13 protein-coding genes and 1 pseudogene are annotated in these 13,453 nt (G+C 68.2%); 5 read left to right on the top strand and 9 right to left on the bottom strand.

The window, feature by feature from the left end; genetic code table 11:
• Positions 1–860: DUF1254 domain-containing protein (locus tag G3O00_RS32495; protein WP_206145437.1), on the bottom strand; the 860-nt coding region annotated here is incomplete at its 3' end.
• Positions 861–1,172: 312 nt separating this feature from the next.
• Here G3O00_RS32495 and G3O00_RS32490 point away from each other — a divergent pair.
• The 3 genes from G3O00_RS32490 (at position 1,173) to G3O00_RS32480 (ending at position 5,090) form a co-directional block, all read left to right on the top strand.
• Positions 1,173–1,433 (top strand): toxin HicA, encoded by a 261-nt coding sequence (locus G3O00_RS32490; RefSeq protein ID WP_206145436.1) that lies wholly within the window; start codon positions 1,173–1,175, stop codon positions 1,431–1,433.
• Positions 1,434–1,446: 13 nt separating this feature from the next.
• On the top strand, positions 1,447–1,770 hold the full coding sequence (locus G3O00_RS32485; RefSeq protein ID WP_206145435.1) for a toxin-antitoxin system HicB family antitoxin: 324 nt from the start codon (positions 1,447–1,449) through the stop codon (positions 1,768–1,770).
• A 215-nt stretch (positions 1,771–1,985) separates the two neighbouring features.
• Entirely contained in the window at positions 1,986–5,090 is a 3,105-nt protein-coding gene (locus tag G3O00_RS32480; RefSeq protein ID WP_206145434.1) for a heavy metal translocating P-type ATPase, read from the top strand.
• Positions 5,091–5,310: 220 nt separating this feature from the next.
• On the opposite strand, the gene G3O00_RS32475 is transcribed toward G3O00_RS32480, so the two are convergent.
• From G3O00_RS32475 to G3O00_RS32460, 4 genes are all read right to left on the bottom strand, one after another.
• Positions 5,311–5,790, bottom strand: a complete 480-nt coding sequence (locus tag G3O00_RS32475) for a GNAT family N-acetyltransferase (RefSeq protein WP_174934820.1) — start codon at positions 5,788–5,790, stop codon at positions 5,311–5,313.
• 158 nt (positions 5,791–5,948) lie between these two features.
• Positions 5,949–6,104 carry a hypothetical protein gene (locus G3O00_RS32470; RefSeq protein ID WP_006481665.1) on the bottom strand — a complete coding sequence of 52 codons (156 nt, stop codon included), beginning with the start codon at positions 6,102–6,104 and terminating at the stop codon, positions 5,949–5,951.
• Positions 6,105–6,279: 175 nt separating this feature from the next.
• Positions 6,280–7,701, bottom strand: coding sequence for a flagellar hook-length control protein FliK (locus G3O00_RS32465; protein WP_206145433.1), 1,422 nt, complete (start codon positions 7,699–7,701; stop codon positions 6,280–6,282).
• A 90-nt stretch (positions 7,702–7,791) separates the two neighbouring features.
• Positions 7,792–8,490 carry an MgtC/SapB family protein gene (locus G3O00_RS32460; RefSeq protein WP_174934816.1) on the bottom strand — a complete coding sequence of 233 codons (699 nt, stop codon included), beginning with the start codon at positions 8,488–8,490 and terminating at the stop codon, positions 7,792–7,794.
• Positions 8,491–8,604: 114 nt separating this feature from the next.
• Here G3O00_RS32460 and G3O00_RS32455 point away from each other — a divergent pair, with 114 nt between their 5' ends.
• The gene (locus G3O00_RS32455) at positions 8,605–9,714 is read left to right on the top strand and encodes an AGE family epimerase/isomerase (RefSeq protein WP_206145432.1); all 1,110 of its coding nucleotides are present in this window, start codon (positions 8,605–8,607) and stop codon (positions 9,712–9,714) included.
• On the opposite strand, the gene G3O00_RS32450 is transcribed toward G3O00_RS32455, so the two are convergent.
• Positions 9,687–11,306: a methyl-accepting chemotaxis protein gene (locus G3O00_RS32450; RefSeq protein WP_011353772.1), complete on the bottom strand. Its 1,620-nt coding sequence runs from the start codon at positions 11,304–11,306 to the stop codon at positions 9,687–9,689. The two genes, G3O00_RS32455 and G3O00_RS32450, sit on opposite strands and share 28 nt — an antisense overlap.
• Before the next feature lie 270 nt (positions 11,307–11,576).
• Here G3O00_RS32450 and G3O00_RS32445 point away from each other — a divergent pair, with 270 nt between their 5' ends.
• Positions 11,577–12,020, top strand: a complete 444-nt coding sequence (locus G3O00_RS32445; protein WP_011353771.1) for a PaaI family thioesterase — start codon at positions 11,577–11,579, stop codon at positions 12,018–12,020.
• 117 nt (positions 12,021–12,137) lie between these two features.
• On the opposite strand, the gene G3O00_RS32440 is transcribed toward G3O00_RS32445, so the two are convergent.
• The 3 genes and pseudogenes from G3O00_RS32440 to G3O00_RS32430 form a co-directional block, all read right to left on the bottom strand.
• Entirely contained in the window at positions 12,138–12,419 is a 282-nt protein-coding gene (locus G3O00_RS32440; protein ID WP_174934810.1) for a type II toxin-antitoxin system RelE/ParE family toxin, read from the bottom strand.
• A complete protein-coding gene (locus G3O00_RS32435) occupies positions 12,409–12,657 on the bottom strand; it encodes a type II toxin-antitoxin system Phd/YefM family antitoxin (protein WP_089428849.1) in 249 nt (82 codons plus the stop codon). The genes G3O00_RS32440 and G3O00_RS32435 overlap by 11 nt, the downstream gene beginning before the upstream one ends.
• Positions 12,658–12,798: 141 nt before the next feature.
• A pseudogene (locus tag G3O00_RS32430) lies at positions 12,799–13,380 on the bottom strand (CoA transferase); the annotation flags it as partial.
• Positions 13,381–13,453 lie beyond the last annotated feature (73 nt).

The raw sequence follows: 13,453 nt of genomic DNA, 5'->3' as shown, positions 1-13,453 counted from the left end.
CCGGCCGACACGCCGATGTCGCCGAGCAGCTCCTGGGCGTGCGCGTCGTCGGCCGGTGCCGGGTTGTCCTGCAGCGCCTGCGCGAAGCGCGCGAAGAACGCCTTCGGATCGAGTGCGGCCACCTGTTCGGCCGGCGTGCCGCCGCCCACCGCCTCGGATGGCGCGCTGCCCGCATGGACCGCGACCGACGCGCCGCGCGTGGCGCCCGTGTAGACGGACAGCGGCACCACGCGGATCGCGCGCTGCAGTTTCTTCACGTTCGTGAGGTCGCGCCCGCCGCTCGTCTGCAGCCGGACTTCGAGCCACGCGTTGGCCGACGGGACGTCGATCCGCACCGCCCCCTTCGGCAGCGTGCCCTGCCAATCCTTCGCGGCGAAGGCAATCGTTTGCGATCGCGCGCCGCCACGAGCCCCGCGTGCAGCCACGCTCGACGATGACCACAGCACGTTCGTCCACATGTCGAGTGCGCGGGCATCCCAGTAACGGCCGCGCGTGTCGGGCAACGTGACGATCACGGGTTCGGTGGCGACGTCGAGCCAGCCGGTCGAGTCGAGCGTGTCGACGCCCGGCAGCGGCGGATTGACCGCGCCGACCGGCGGCAGCGCCTGCGCGTGGCGCAGCGTGTTGAGCGGCGCCTGTCCCGGTTGCGCCCCGTCGCCGCCCGTCGCCGCTTCCTTCGCGACGTCCATCAGCACGAGCGGATACGCGTAGACATAGGAGTCGGCGACTTCCGCGCGCATCCAGCCGGTTTTCCGCTGGATCGCGTCCGGTTGCGATGCGCACCCCGCTAGCATCGCCGCAATGGCCAGCGACGCGCACGCGCGCCGCAGAGAAACTGATTCCTGCTGGTTTTCAATCATCGATTACTGGCCGAATATCGTTCTTTTCAGTCAACGCCTTGTTCGACTTGCGAAGGGCGAAAGCAAGGCACCCCAGCCTGCCCGGACAACCGTTTCGCTACGGTTCATAACGGCGGGCGCTGATGTCAGGCCGGTATCATAGCGCCTCAGGGCATCCCCCAATATGCCGATTAGCTGGCGGCGCGTATCCGCCGGCCGAGCGGGTCTGGAATATTTCGCCGGATCTTCAGGCAAATTGGGGCGGCATCGAAGCGGGTTTGGCCGGCTTCGGATCTGTCTCGGCGTCGATCGAGCTGCCATCCGGATTGACGAGTGGTGTCACTATTGGCACCATTCAGCACGGCAAGCGATTGGAAGATCCTCGAGCAAATGAGGCGCGAGCCCGCGAATGTGCGATTCGGCGATCCGTTCGAGGTCTGCGACGCACACTTCGGCCAGGCCCGCCAATCCGGTTCAAGCCACGCCATCTTCAAGACACCGTGGCAAGGCGACCCTCGAGTGAATATCCAGAACGATCGCTGGAAAGCCAAGGCCTGTCAGGTGCGGCAGGTTCTCGCGCGATCGACCGACTGAAGGAACAGAAATCATGACCCAAGACCACTTTACGTACCGCGTAACGTGGTCCCCGGAGGACGGGGAGCACGTCGGCCTGTGCGCGGAGTTCCCTTCTCTTTCGTGGCTCGACGCGACACCGGAAGGCGCGCTGGGCGGCATTCGCCGACTCGTCGCCGATGTCGTGCGCGACATGACCGCGAACGGCGAAAAAGTGCCAGAACCGATCGCCGACCGAACCTACAGCGGTGAATTCAAGGTCCGCATCCCGCCGCAAGCTCACCGCGCGCTGGTGATCCAGGCCGCCGAACAAGGCGTCAGCCTGAACCGTCTCGCGAGCGCCAAGCTCTGCGCGTGACCACGCGATCGCGTGCAAGCACGTGACGCCCGGCGTTCCGCCCGGAAGCCGGGCGTTCGCTTTTTCCGGGCCGTGGCACCCTGTGAACAGTGATGGCCTTGAGCCGATTCGCCCGCCTTGCATCGCGTGCATCATGCACCGCTTGACCTTACCATCATGGGAATGTTGATACTGGGATCATTGGCGGCATGAGCCGCGCATTCAGGGAATCCGACATGACTGAACCACTTGCCTCCGCAGCGCTGCATACGATCGAGCTCAGCGTCGACGGCATGCATTGCGGCGGCTGTACGGGCCGCGTGCAACGGGCGCTGGCCGCGGTGCCGGGCGTCGCCGACGCGACGGTCGACCTCGACGCGCACACGGCAACGGTGACTGCGCAGGAAACGGTCGACGCCGCACAACTCGTCGAGGCCGTCGGCGCAGCCGGCTACCGCGCCGCCGTGCGCGAACCGGTACTCGAAGCCGCCGCAGCGCCGCATGCACCTCCTGTCGACGTGCCACCAGCGGCGATGGCCGCAGCCGCTTCCACTACCAGCCGCCCGCTTCCGGCCAACACCACCATCGAACTCGATATCGACGGGATGACCTGCGCATCGTGTGTGTCGCGCGTCGAGAAGGCGCTGGCGAAGGTGCCGGGCGTCACGCGCGCGTCGGTCAATCTCGCGACTGAACGGGCTACCGTCGATGCCGCGGCGAACGTTTCCGCCGCACGGCTCGCTGAAGCAGTGACACAGGCCGGCTACGGCGCGACGCCGACCGTAACGGATGGCGGCGTCGCCACGTTCGCACCTTCGTCGCCTGCCGCGCCCGCCGTGCCTGCAGCGCCCGCCAGCATCGAACTCGACATCGACGGGATGACCTGCGCGTCGTGCGTGTCGCGCGTCGAAAAAGCACTGGCGAAGGTGCCCGGCGTCACGCGTGCGTCGGTCAATCTCGCGACCGAACGGGCCACCGTCGACGCCGCCCCCGACGTGACCGCCGCCCGGCTCGCCGACGCCGTGAAACAAGCCGGCTATGGCGCGACACCGGTTGCCGGCGCCGCGATCCCGCCGGCAGCCTCCATCGTCCCCGCCGATCTCGAACTCGACATCGGCGGGATGACCTGCGCGTCCTGCGCCGGCCGCGTCGAAAAGGCGCTGGCCGCCGTGCCGGGCGTCGCGCGCGCGACCGTCAACCTCGCGACCGAACGGGCATCGGTGCACGGCGCCGGCGCCCTCGACGCTGCCACGCTGATCGCAGCCGTCACCACAGCCGGCTACCGCGCGTCGCTCACCGCCGCATCATCAGCCGGTGCCGCAGTCGGCACTGACGGGCAACCGACCAGCCCCGCGCAAGACCCCGACGCCCGCAAGCACCTCGAAGCGATTCGCGAACGCGATCTCGTGATCTGGTCTGCGGTGCTGAGCGCGCCGCTCGTCGCGCCGATGCTCGTCGCGCCGTTCGGCATCGACCTGATGCTGCCCGGCTGGCTCCAGCTCCTGCTCGCATCGATCGTCCAGTTCGGCTACGGCGCGCGCTTCTATCGCGCGGCCTGGCATGCGGTGAAGGCGCGCACCGGCAACATGGACCTGCTCGTCGCGCTCGGCACGTCGGCCGCGTACGGGCTGAGCCTGTGGATGCTGCTGCGCGCCCCCCTGCATCCCGGCCACCTGTATTTCGAGGCGTCGGCCGTCATCGTCACGCTGGTGCGCTTCGGCAAATGGCTCGAATCGCGCGCGAAGCGCCAGACCACCGACGCGATCCGCGCGCTGAACGCGCTGCGTCCCGACCGCGCGCGCGTCATCGAGCATGGCATCGAGCGCGACGTGCCGCTGGCGCAGGTGCGCGTCGGCACCCGCGTCAGCATCCGTCCCGGCGAGCGCGTGCCCGTCGACGGCCGGATCGTGTCGGGTCGCTCGCACATCGACGAATCGCTGATCACCGGCGAAAGCCTGCCCGTGCCGAAGGACGACGGCGACGCCGTCACGGCCGGCTCGATCAACGGCGAAGGCGCGCTCGTCGTGGAAACCACCGCGATCGGCGCAGAGACGACGCTCGCGCGCATCATCCGCCTCGTCGAATCCGCGCAGGCCGAGAAGGCGCCGATCCAGCGGCTCGTCGATCGCGTGAGCGAGGTGTTCGTGCCGGCAATCCTCGGCATCGCCTTGCTGACGCTGGTCGGCTGGCTGATCGCCGGCGCCGGCACGGAAACCGCGATCCTCAACGCGGTCGCGGTGCTCGTCATCGCGTGCCCGTGCGCGCTCGGCCTCGCGACGCCCGCCGCGATCATGGCCGGCACCGGCGTCGCGGCACGGCACGGCGTGCTGATCAAGGATGCGCAGGCGCTCGAACTCGCGCAGCGCGCGACCGTGATCGCGCTCGACAAGACCGGCACGCTGACCGAAGGCAAGCCGTCCGTGACGGCGTTCGAAGCGGTCGGCGTGCCGCATGACGAAGCGCTCGCGCTCGCGGCGGCGGTACAGCGTCAGAGCGACCATCCGCTCGCGCGCGCGGTGGTCGCCGCGCACGATGCCGACATGGCCGCACGCGGCGGTGCGGTGCCGCCGGCGGTCGCCGCCGATGCGCGCGCGGTGGCCGGACGCGGCGTGGAAGCACGCGTCGGCGGGCAGTTGCTCGCGCCCGGCAGCACGCGCTGGCGCGACGAGCTCGGCATCGCGGTGCCGCCCGCGCTCGACGCCCGCGCGGCGGAACTCGAAAGCGCCGGCAACACGATCTCGTGGCTGATGCGCGCCGATGCGCCGCGCGCGTTGCTCGCGCTGATCGCCTTCGGCGACACCGTGAAGCCGAGCGCCCGCGACGCGATTGCGGCGTTGTCGGCGCGCGGCGTCGCGAGCGTGCTCGTGACGGGTGACAACCGCGGCAGTGCGGCCGCCGTCGCGGCGTCGCTCGGCATCGGCGAGGTGCATGCGCAGGTGCTGCCTGACGACAAGGCGCGCGTCGTCGCCGAGCTGAAGCGCACGCACGGCGGGATCGTCGCGATGGTCGGCGACGGGATCAACGATGCGCCGGCGCTCGCCGCGGCCGATGTCGGCATCGCGATGGCGACCGGCACGGACGTCGCGATGCACACGGCCGGCATCACGCTGATGCGCGGCGACCCGGCGCTCGTCGCCGACGCGATCGACATCTCGCGACGCACGTACCGGAAGATCCAGCAGAACCTGTTCTGGGCGTTCGTCTATAACCTGGTCGGCGTGCCGCTCGCGGCGCTCGGCTGGCTGAACCCGGTGATCGCGGGTGCGGCGATGGCGTTTTCCAGCGTCAGCGTCGTGACCAATGCGTTGCTGTTGCGGAGATGGAAGGGGCGCGCGCGGTGATGTGTGCCGGTGACGTGTGCCGGTGACGATTGCCGGTGACGATTGCCGGTGACGATTGCCGGTGACGATTGCCGGTGACGATTGCCGAACGGCCGGATGGCCGTTCGGCGTTCGGCGTTCGGCGTTCGGCGTTCTGGAAGGATCGTGAGGTCGGCCAGCGTTGGCCCGTCGCGGCGAGTCGAATCGCCAGCGCATGACGACGCGGCGCCCGCTAGTGGATTCAGTCCGAAATGACTGGCTTGATCAAGGTCGTCGTGATCGGCGCGAAGCCGCACGCCCGATACAGCGCGCGGGCCGCCGCGTTGTGATTGAACACCGACAGCCCGATCTCGGTGACGCCGTACCGGCGTGCCTCGGCATCGAGTGCCTCGAGCGTACGCGTGGCCCAGCCCTGGCGGCGCCGGGACGGGGCGATGTCGAGGTCGTAGATGAACAGCGTGCGGTTCGGCCCTTCGGGCACGATCGCGTACCAGAGGTCGCCCACCGTGTCGCCGCTGGCGCCGTCGATGAGCATGACGAGGGTCTGGCCGGAGGTACGCAGGCCGTCCGGCAGCAGCGTGTCGAAACAGGCGCGCGCCCGGCTGGCCGCGTCTTCGACAGCATTCTGCCCGGATGAAACGAGATCGCTCGCGTAGCCGTCGATGGCTCGCGTGCGGTACGCGTGGAATTCGCTGGCCGTCATCGGCCGCATCTGCAACATGGCCCGGTCACCGTGAACGGAATCGGACTTCCAGTGTAGCGGGACGGTCGCGCCGGCGCGCGATGGCAGCGGCGGAAAGCGGACAGGCAGGTGCGGCAAGCGCCGCGCTGACAGCGAATCAGCGAATCAGCGAATCAGCGAATCAGCGAATCAGCGAATCAGCGACGGTACAGGACGATCGGCACGAGGTGTGCACGGCGCACACGCTCGGCTTCGGCACGACGTGCAGCGTACGAGTATTCGGCGTCGAGCGGCAGGTGCGGAGACACGAAAAGGTCGTCGATCTTTTGCAGCAGGGCGAGGATGAAGCTCATGTGAGACTCCTGACAGATGTGGCTAGGGTTTTCCCTTAGATTGACGTCATTCTAAGGGTTTTCCCTGAACTCTGCCAGCGCACCGCTTCCGTTTGACGCATGCGCGCGACGGCCGATCGCCGGTACAGAACGGCGATCCTTGCTCCGTCGGGCTCCCAGGATAGGGTCGAAACGATTAACGCGTGCGGCGAGCACGCTTCGCGACCGCCGCCTCGCGATTCGCGTTGCGCTGAAGCCGGTCGACTTGCGACAGCAGCGCTTCGTGATGTTCCTCGAGCGTCATCAGCGTTGCCTGCTGCGTCGACAGATCGGCCGCGAGGCGATCGATCCGCTGCTGCTTCGTGGCGACGTCCTGCTTCAGGTGCGCGATCTGCCGCGTCTGCATCACCAGCGCGACGAGCCCGGCCAGCACGACGATGGCCAACGCCAGCAGCAAGCGGTTGACGCGGCGCATCTCGCGATCGGCCGTGCCTGTCAGGCCATCCACGTCGGCCTGCAGTGCGGCGAGCCGGTCGGTCAGCGGGCGCAGGTGCGTATCCGGATCGAAGGCCGGCGCGGCCGGTTGTGCGCGCTCCGCCGACGGCTTCGTGACAAACGAGGCAGCGGAAGCCATCGCCTGCGTGACGGGGGATACGGCGGTGGCCTGCGGCGCGGCGTCTTGGGCCTTCGCGGTGTTCGCGGTGTTCGCGGTGTTCGCGGTGTTCGCCGTGTTCGCGGCAATCACCGGCTTGGCCGGCTGCGCCGACATCTGCGGCGCTACCGTCGACACCGCGTCCGGCGTCGTGCTCGCCCCGGCCGGCTCCAGCGCCGCGTCGACATTCGTCACGACCGGCGCGGATTGCCCCGTTGTCGCGTCGCCTGCACTGGCAGCCGCCCGGCGCTTGCCGCCCGACGACGCACGGCGTTCCTTCACGGCACCATCGGAAGGTCGTCCTTCACGGGATTTGACGGCGGCGGCAGCAGCAGTAACACCTGCCGTCTCGACTTCACCGCCAACCGCTTGAGACTCGGTCGCCTTCGCCGCAGCACCATCGGTTGCTTGCAGCTTGGTCGCCACCGCTGCGGCGCCCTCTTCCGCAGACCCAACGGCGGCCTCCGTTGCAACGTCACCGGCGAGGGGAACATCGACCGCCTTCATCGCGACACCGCCCGAAGCGGGTGCGACGTCGACGTGTGCAACATCCCCACCTTCAGGCGCCGAAACACCGCGCGCCACCGTCGCGACTTCCGGCGTCACAGCACCTTCTGCCACTTCGACATGGGCTGCCGTGTCCACACCTTCCGGCGCACTGAACCCGTCCAGCGCAGCCTGCCGCCCGGAAGCCACATCGTCCGCGACATCGACCGCCGCATCGCCTGGCGCGCCCGCTTCGTCACGCGCCGCAACCGGCACGCGCTCACCCGGCTCGAGCACCGGATCGCCGAACAGGTCGAGCGTCCGTTCGTCCCGCGACGCGTCGCCAGCCGGCGCACTGCCGGACCGCACCACCGCCCTTGCGGACGTATTGCCCGCGGCGGCAGCCGAGCGCGGGCGCGAACGGGCGGACGAACGATTGGAACGGGAACGGGAGCGAGGCGAGGAAACGGATTCGGTCATGGAAATCGGATGGCGGGGCCCGCTGGCGCGGAACCGGAAGTCGAACGGAATCTGGTCGGCCATTGTCGCATGCCCCGTCGCCGATTCAGCCTATTCGTCGCCCGACAACCCGTTCCCCTCTTCGAAACGCGTGACGCCCTTCAGCGCACGCAGCTTGTCGCAGATCGCCTGGTACTCGAGTTCCGACACCCGCGCGAGCGCGATGCGCACCTCGTCGTGCTCGCCTGTATCATCGGCGCGCTGCACGATGAACTGCTTCACGCGCGCACTGTCCGGGCCGAGCGCCGCGTGCAGCGAATCGAAGTTCAGCGTGCCGCTCACGACCGTCAGCGCGAGCTGGCGCCGCTGGCGCACCGTAAAGTAGCGCCGCTCCAGCGGCTTGATGCCGGCCAGGATGATCAGGATGATGATCGTCGCCGAAATCGACGCGACGTAAAGCCCGCCGCCCACCGCGAGGCCGATCGCGGCGACCGACCACAGGCTCGCCGCAGTCGTCAGCCCGCGCACGATCTCGCCGCGCAGCAGGATCGAGCCCGCGCCGAGGAAGCCGATGCCCGACACGACCTGCGCGGCGATCCGCGATGGATCGAGCACGATGTGGTCGTTGCTGCCAAGTACATCGGCGAACCCGAACGCCGACACGATCATGATCAGCGTCGAACCGACACAGACGAGCATGTGCGTACGCAGGCCAGCCGCCCACGACAGGCGCTCGCGCTCGAAGCCGATGACGCTGCCCAGCGCCGCTGCGAGGACGAGCCGCATCACGAGTTCCAGGTTGCTCAGCATGCGATTTATCTCCTTTTTTGGTGCCGGCCGTGCGGAATGTTTTATCCTTGGCCCCGGCCGCGCCGATCCTCCGGGCCGCGCCGACACGTTTCGAACCCAGCGCTCAACCCCGTCATGTCCGTTTCCGACTCCGCTTCCGCCCAGGCCGCCCAGCTGCGCCACCATTTCGCGCACGTCGTCTTGCCGATCTGGCGAGGTTCAGGGTTCGACCAGACATTACAGCTGCCGTTCGAAGCCGTCGATCCGGCCACCCACGCGCCGCTGCCCGTGACCCGTTATCGCGCAATGGCCTGCGCACGGCAACTGTTCGTGTTCGCCCAGGCCGGCGACACCGCGCACGCCGCCACGCTGTTCGACGCGCTGGGCCGGCGCTTTCGCGACCCGCACCACGGCGGCTGGAACTACAGCGTGGACGCGCAGGGCGCACCGCTCGACACGACCAAGGATCTCTATACGCACGCATTCATCGTGTTCGCGTGCGCCGCGTGGTATGCGGCGTCGGGCGACGCCGCCGCGCGCCAGGCGGCCGAGGAAACCGCCGCGCTGATTCAGGACCGTTTCGCGCCGCGCCGCGGCGACGCGCTGCTCGATGCGGCGCGCCACGCCGATTTCTCGTCATCCGGCAGCGGGGCGCTGCAGAATCCGCTGATGCACCTGACCGAAGCGTGGCTCGCGGCGGCCGACGCATTCGGCGACGCGGCGTTCGACGACGCGCTCGCGCACACCACGCAGGCCGTCGAGCGCACGTTCGTCGACGCGGCAACCGGCTGCGTGGCCGAGCTGCCGCTCGGCGCAGCCGACAACCGCTTCGAGCCCGGCCATCAGTTCGAGTGGTTCTATCTGGTCGATGCGGCCGGCGCGCGGCTCGCGCAGACCGGGCTCCCCGGCGCGCTGGCGCGCGCGTTCGCGTTCGCCGAGCAATACGGCGTCGATCCGCAGACGGGCGGCGTCTGCGCGGCGCTCGACGCGCAAGGCGCGTGGATCGACGGCACGCAGCGGATCTGGGCGCAGACCGAATACCTGCGCGCGCTTGCGACGCACGGCGGTACGCCGGCCTCCGCGCCGCTCGCGCAGCAGATCGAACGCTTCGCCGCGCGCTTCCTGCATCCGCGCGGCTGGTTCGAGTGCAAGACGGCCGACGGGCAGGTGGCGCGCGCCGACATGCCGTCGACGACGCCCTACCACCTCGAAACCGCTTACGCGGCGCTACCCGCCGGCGCGTAACCCGCGTCGGCGAACGACGGCGCCGCGCGCTCGCCGCGTGCGGCGCGGCCATCGCCCAGTTCGAACACCGACACCGCCTGCATCAGGTGCGCGGTCTGGTCGTTCAGCGACGCCGCCGCCGCCGCGACCTCCTCCACCAGCGCCGCGTTCTGCTGCGTGAGCTGATCCATCTGCGTGACGGCCTGGTTCACCTGCTCGATCCCGACGCTCTGCTCGACCGACGCCGCGGTGATCTCGGACATCGTCTGCACGACGCGCGTGATCGACGACGACACCGTCCGCATCGCCTCGCCGGCGCGCTCGACAAGCTCCGCGCCGCCGTTGATCTGTGCGACCGAATCCTCGATCAGCGCCTTGATCTCCTTCGCCGATTGCGCGCTGCGCTGCGCAAGCGAGCGCACTTCGCCCGCGACGACCGCAAAGCCGCGCCCCTGTTCGCCTGCGCGTGCGGCTTCGACAGCCGCGTTCAGCGCAAGGATGTTGGTCTGGAACGCGATGCCGTCGATCACCGAGATGATCTCCGCGATCCGCCCCGAGCTCTGCGCGATGCCGCGCATCCGGTCGATCACGCTGTCGACCACGCCGCCGCCGTGGCTCGTCGCCTCGAGCGCCGCGTCGGCCAGCGCGCTCGCCGCGCGCGCGCTGTCGGTGTTCTGCCGGACGGTCGCCGTCAGTTCCTCCATGCTCGCGGCCGTTTCCTCCAGCGACGCGGCCTGCGTGCCCGTGCGCGCCGACAGGTCGGCGTTGCCGCCCGCGATCTCGCCCGCGCCGAGGTGGATCGCGTCGGACGCGTGGCGCACCGTGCGCACGGTGCCCGCGATGCTCGTCTGCATCGTGGCGAGGCCGCGCAGCATCCGGTCGATCTCGAACACGCCGCCTGCCCGCACGACTTCATCGAGCCGGCCCTGCGCGATCCGCTCGAAATGGCGGCCGGCTTCTTCCAGCGGCGCGACGACCGCGCGCCGCGCGGCCGCGTAGATCGCCGCGCTCGCCGCAAGCATCGCCACCAGCAGCACGATGCCGACCGACTTGAACCAGAGCATGCCGCCGTCGATCGTGTCGAGCGCCGTGCGGCTCGATGCGCCGCCATAGTCGGTGAAGCGGCGCAGCTCGGCGATATACGCGTCCTGGATGCTCTGCGTCGGCTGGTCGAGGAAGGCCTGGATGTTGTCGGCGTCGAGGAACTGCACGAGTTCGCCCAGCGCGCCGCGCAGCGCGCGATAGCGCTCGGCGAGCGCCGTGACGCGTGCGCGGTTGGTATCGTCGACCGGCTGCGCGGCCGTCAGCGCGGCGAACGCCTTGTCCGCCTCCGCGAGCGACGCGCCGGCATGGCGGATGATGTCTTCCGGCTTCGGGCCGCCGCGCACCATCCGCGTGCCGGCGCGCGACAGGTTGATGCGCGCGTCGAGCAGCTGCTGGGTCGCCTGGCTGGCCGCGTCGACCTGCGCGATCGCGATGTTCGACAGATCGTCGACGCCGCTGCGCGTCGACTTGAGCGCCCAGAAGCCGAGCGCCTCGATCGCGAACAGGAAGAGGCAAAACACGGTCAACACGCCGAGCAGACCCGACGCGAGCTTGATTTTTCCGAACATGGGGGAGATTCCTGGAAAGCGGACGATGAGGCAATGCCCCGGCATTAGCGGCATTTCTTCGTCGGACTTTAGGAACGGACGGCGGCAAAGTTCGCGTTGCCCGCGCATTCTCGCGGAATCGCCCGCAAACAGGGAAATCTACGGCATTCGACGCAACAATCACGGCGCATCGCGCCGAAAATTGCGCAAAATGCGGACGAATTTCCTTGCTTATCCGCATCCCCCTTCCTAGAGTTCAGCGCAAGCGGGCACTCATTTCGAGGAAAGTCGATGACCGACATCACGGACCACGCGCGCGGCGCATTGCGTGCGCAACCGTTCAGCATGCTGCTGGGCACGGAGCTGATGCATATCGGCGACAACGAAGTGTCGCTGTGCCTGCCCGTGCGTGAAGAACTGCGGCAGCAGCACGGTTTCGTGCACGGCGGCGTCATCAGCTACCTCGCGGACAACGCGCTGACGTTCGCCGGCGCGCTCGTGCTCGGCCCGCGCGTGATCACGGCGGAATACAAGATCAACTACCTGCGGCCGGCCGTGAACGGTACGCTCGTCGCCCGCGCGAAGCTCGTCTATGCGGGCCGGCACCAGGCGACCTGCCAGTGTCATGTGTTCGTCATCGACGGCGATCACGAGCGGCTCGTCGCGATCGCGCAGGGCACGATCAACCGCGTCGGCGACGGCAAGATGCCGGATGCGCCGGAGGAAACGGCGTGAGCGGTTCTCCGCGCTTGAAGGATCGCCCCTCCGTCCAGAAGACGATGAGCGTGTAGTCGAGCTGAGCGGTCAGACATGTAGACAAGCTTGCCGCTCCGATGTGCGGCACATGTGGTTCTAACGCTTCATCGCGGCAAGATAGACCGCATCGCGCTCGCGTCGACCGACCGCCACGACCAGTACGAGCACTTCCGAATCGCGCACTTCGTAGACGAGCCGGTAACCGACGCTGCGTAGCTTGATCTTGTAGCGATCCGGATGACCATGCAGCTTGGCAGACGGAATCCGAGGATTCTCGAGCCGCTCGGCGAGCCGCGATTTGAACTGGTCGCGAACGGTGCGATCGAGCTTCTTCCACTCTTTCAGAGCAGGTTCGAGAAAGGCAAGCTCAAAGGTCATTCAGCTTGACCTTGACGACCTTTTCCTTGGCGCGCTTGTCGGCGAGCGCGTTGTCTTCGATATCTTCAAGGCGTTCGACCATCGCCTCCCACGTCTTCGCCGGGATGCAATAGAACGCAGGTTCATTGTGGTTCAGGATCGCGACCGGGAAACCCTCTCCCGCCGCGACCGTCCCCATCGGGTTCCGCTTCAGTTCCGAAACACTCGCGGTAACGCTGGCCAGGATGGTATGAGGCATGTCGACTCCTTCTTCAACAGGAGATCGATTGTACTCTATTTAGCACCAAATTCAGCACCAATATTGGCACCAAATATTCTCGAGACCTTTCGTTAAAGTGCATTTCGCCACTAGCTCAACGACCTCGACATACTGGCGTTTCTACTCCGCCTCGTCCTCCGCCAACGGCAGGAACCTTGGCGCCACGCGCGCCCGCACGTTGCCGTTCTCATCCGTCCGATAGATCCCGCGCGCCGCGTTGTGCGGATGCGCGGCCGCATCGGCCACGCTCAGCAGCGGCGCGAAACACGCGTCGGTGCCTTCGAGCAACTCACGCCAATGCGCGGACGGCTGCTGCGCGAACACGTCGGCGAAACGCGCCTTCAGCGCAGGCCAGCGCGCACGGTCGTACTGCGACGCCGGATCGATATCCGTCAGCCCGAGCCGTTCGACCAGCAGCGCGTAGAACGGCGGCTCGAGCGCGCCGATCGTCACGCATTCGCCATCCGCGCAGCGATACACGTCGTAGAACGGCGCGTCGTGAAAGAGGCTCGGCTGCGCGCCGTCGAGCTGCCCGTTCGCGCGCGCCCACAGGGCGAGCGAACCGAGCATCGACACGATGTCGACGATCGCGCCGTCGACCACGCGCCCCGGCCCGCCGCCGCGCACGTCGAACATCGCGCAGACTATCCCGTACTCGTTCCCAAGCGCGCCTCCCGCATCCCCCACGACGGTCGTCGGCACCTCCTCCCGTGTATTCATGACCGTCCTTTACTGCAAGCCGATAAGATATCGTGAAGACGTCGTTTCGGGCCGA

Source organism: Burkholderia sp. Ac-20384 (genome assembly GCF_017104605.1).
GTDB classification, from domain to species: domain Bacteria; phylum Pseudomonadota; class Gammaproteobacteria; order Burkholderiales; family Burkholderiaceae; genus Burkholderia; species Burkholderia lata.
This window is presented reverse-complemented; position numbering and strand designations above follow the sequence as displayed.

Coding starts and splice junctions, on each gene's coding strand:
- G3O00_RS32485 (WP_206145435.1), top strand. CDS start 1,447: ATGACCCAAGACCACTTTACGTACCGCGTAACGTGGTCCCCGGAGGAC.
- G3O00_RS32480 (WP_206145434.1), top strand. CDS start 1,986: ATGACTGAACCACTTGCCTCCGCAGCGCTGCATACGATCGAGCTCAGC.
- G3O00_RS32475 (WP_174934820.1), bottom strand. CDS start 5,790: ATGTTGCAGATGCGGCCGATGACGGCCAGCGAATTCCACGCGTACCGC.
- G3O00_RS32470 (WP_006481665.1), bottom strand. CDS start 6,104: ATGAGCTTCATCCTCGCCCTGCTGCAAAAGATCGACGACCTTTTCGTG.
- G3O00_RS32465 (WP_206145433.1), bottom strand. CDS start 7,701: ATGACCGAATCCGTTTCCTCGCCTCGCTCCCGTTCCCGTTCCAATCGT.
- G3O00_RS32460 (WP_174934816.1), bottom strand. CDS start 8,490: ATGCTGAGCAACCTGGAACTCGTGATGCGGCTCGTCCTCGCAGCGGCG.
- G3O00_RS32455 (WP_206145432.1), top strand. CDS start 8,605: ATGTCCGTTTCCGACTCCGCTTCCGCCCAGGCCGCCCAGCTGCGCCAC.
- G3O00_RS32450 (WP_011353772.1), bottom strand. CDS start 11,306: ATGTTCGGAAAAATCAAGCTCGCGTCGGGTCTGCTCGGCGTGTTGACC.
- G3O00_RS32445 (WP_011353771.1), top strand. CDS start 11,577: ATGACCGACATCACGGACCACGCGCGCGGCGCATTGCGTGCGCAACCG.
- G3O00_RS32440 (WP_174934810.1), bottom strand. CDS start 12,419: ATGACCTTTGAGCTTGCCTTTCTCGAACCTGCTCTGAAAGAGTGGAAG.
- G3O00_RS32435 (WP_089428849.1), bottom strand. CDS start 12,657: ATGCCTCATACCATCCTGGCCAGCGTTACCGCGAGTGTTTCGGAACTG.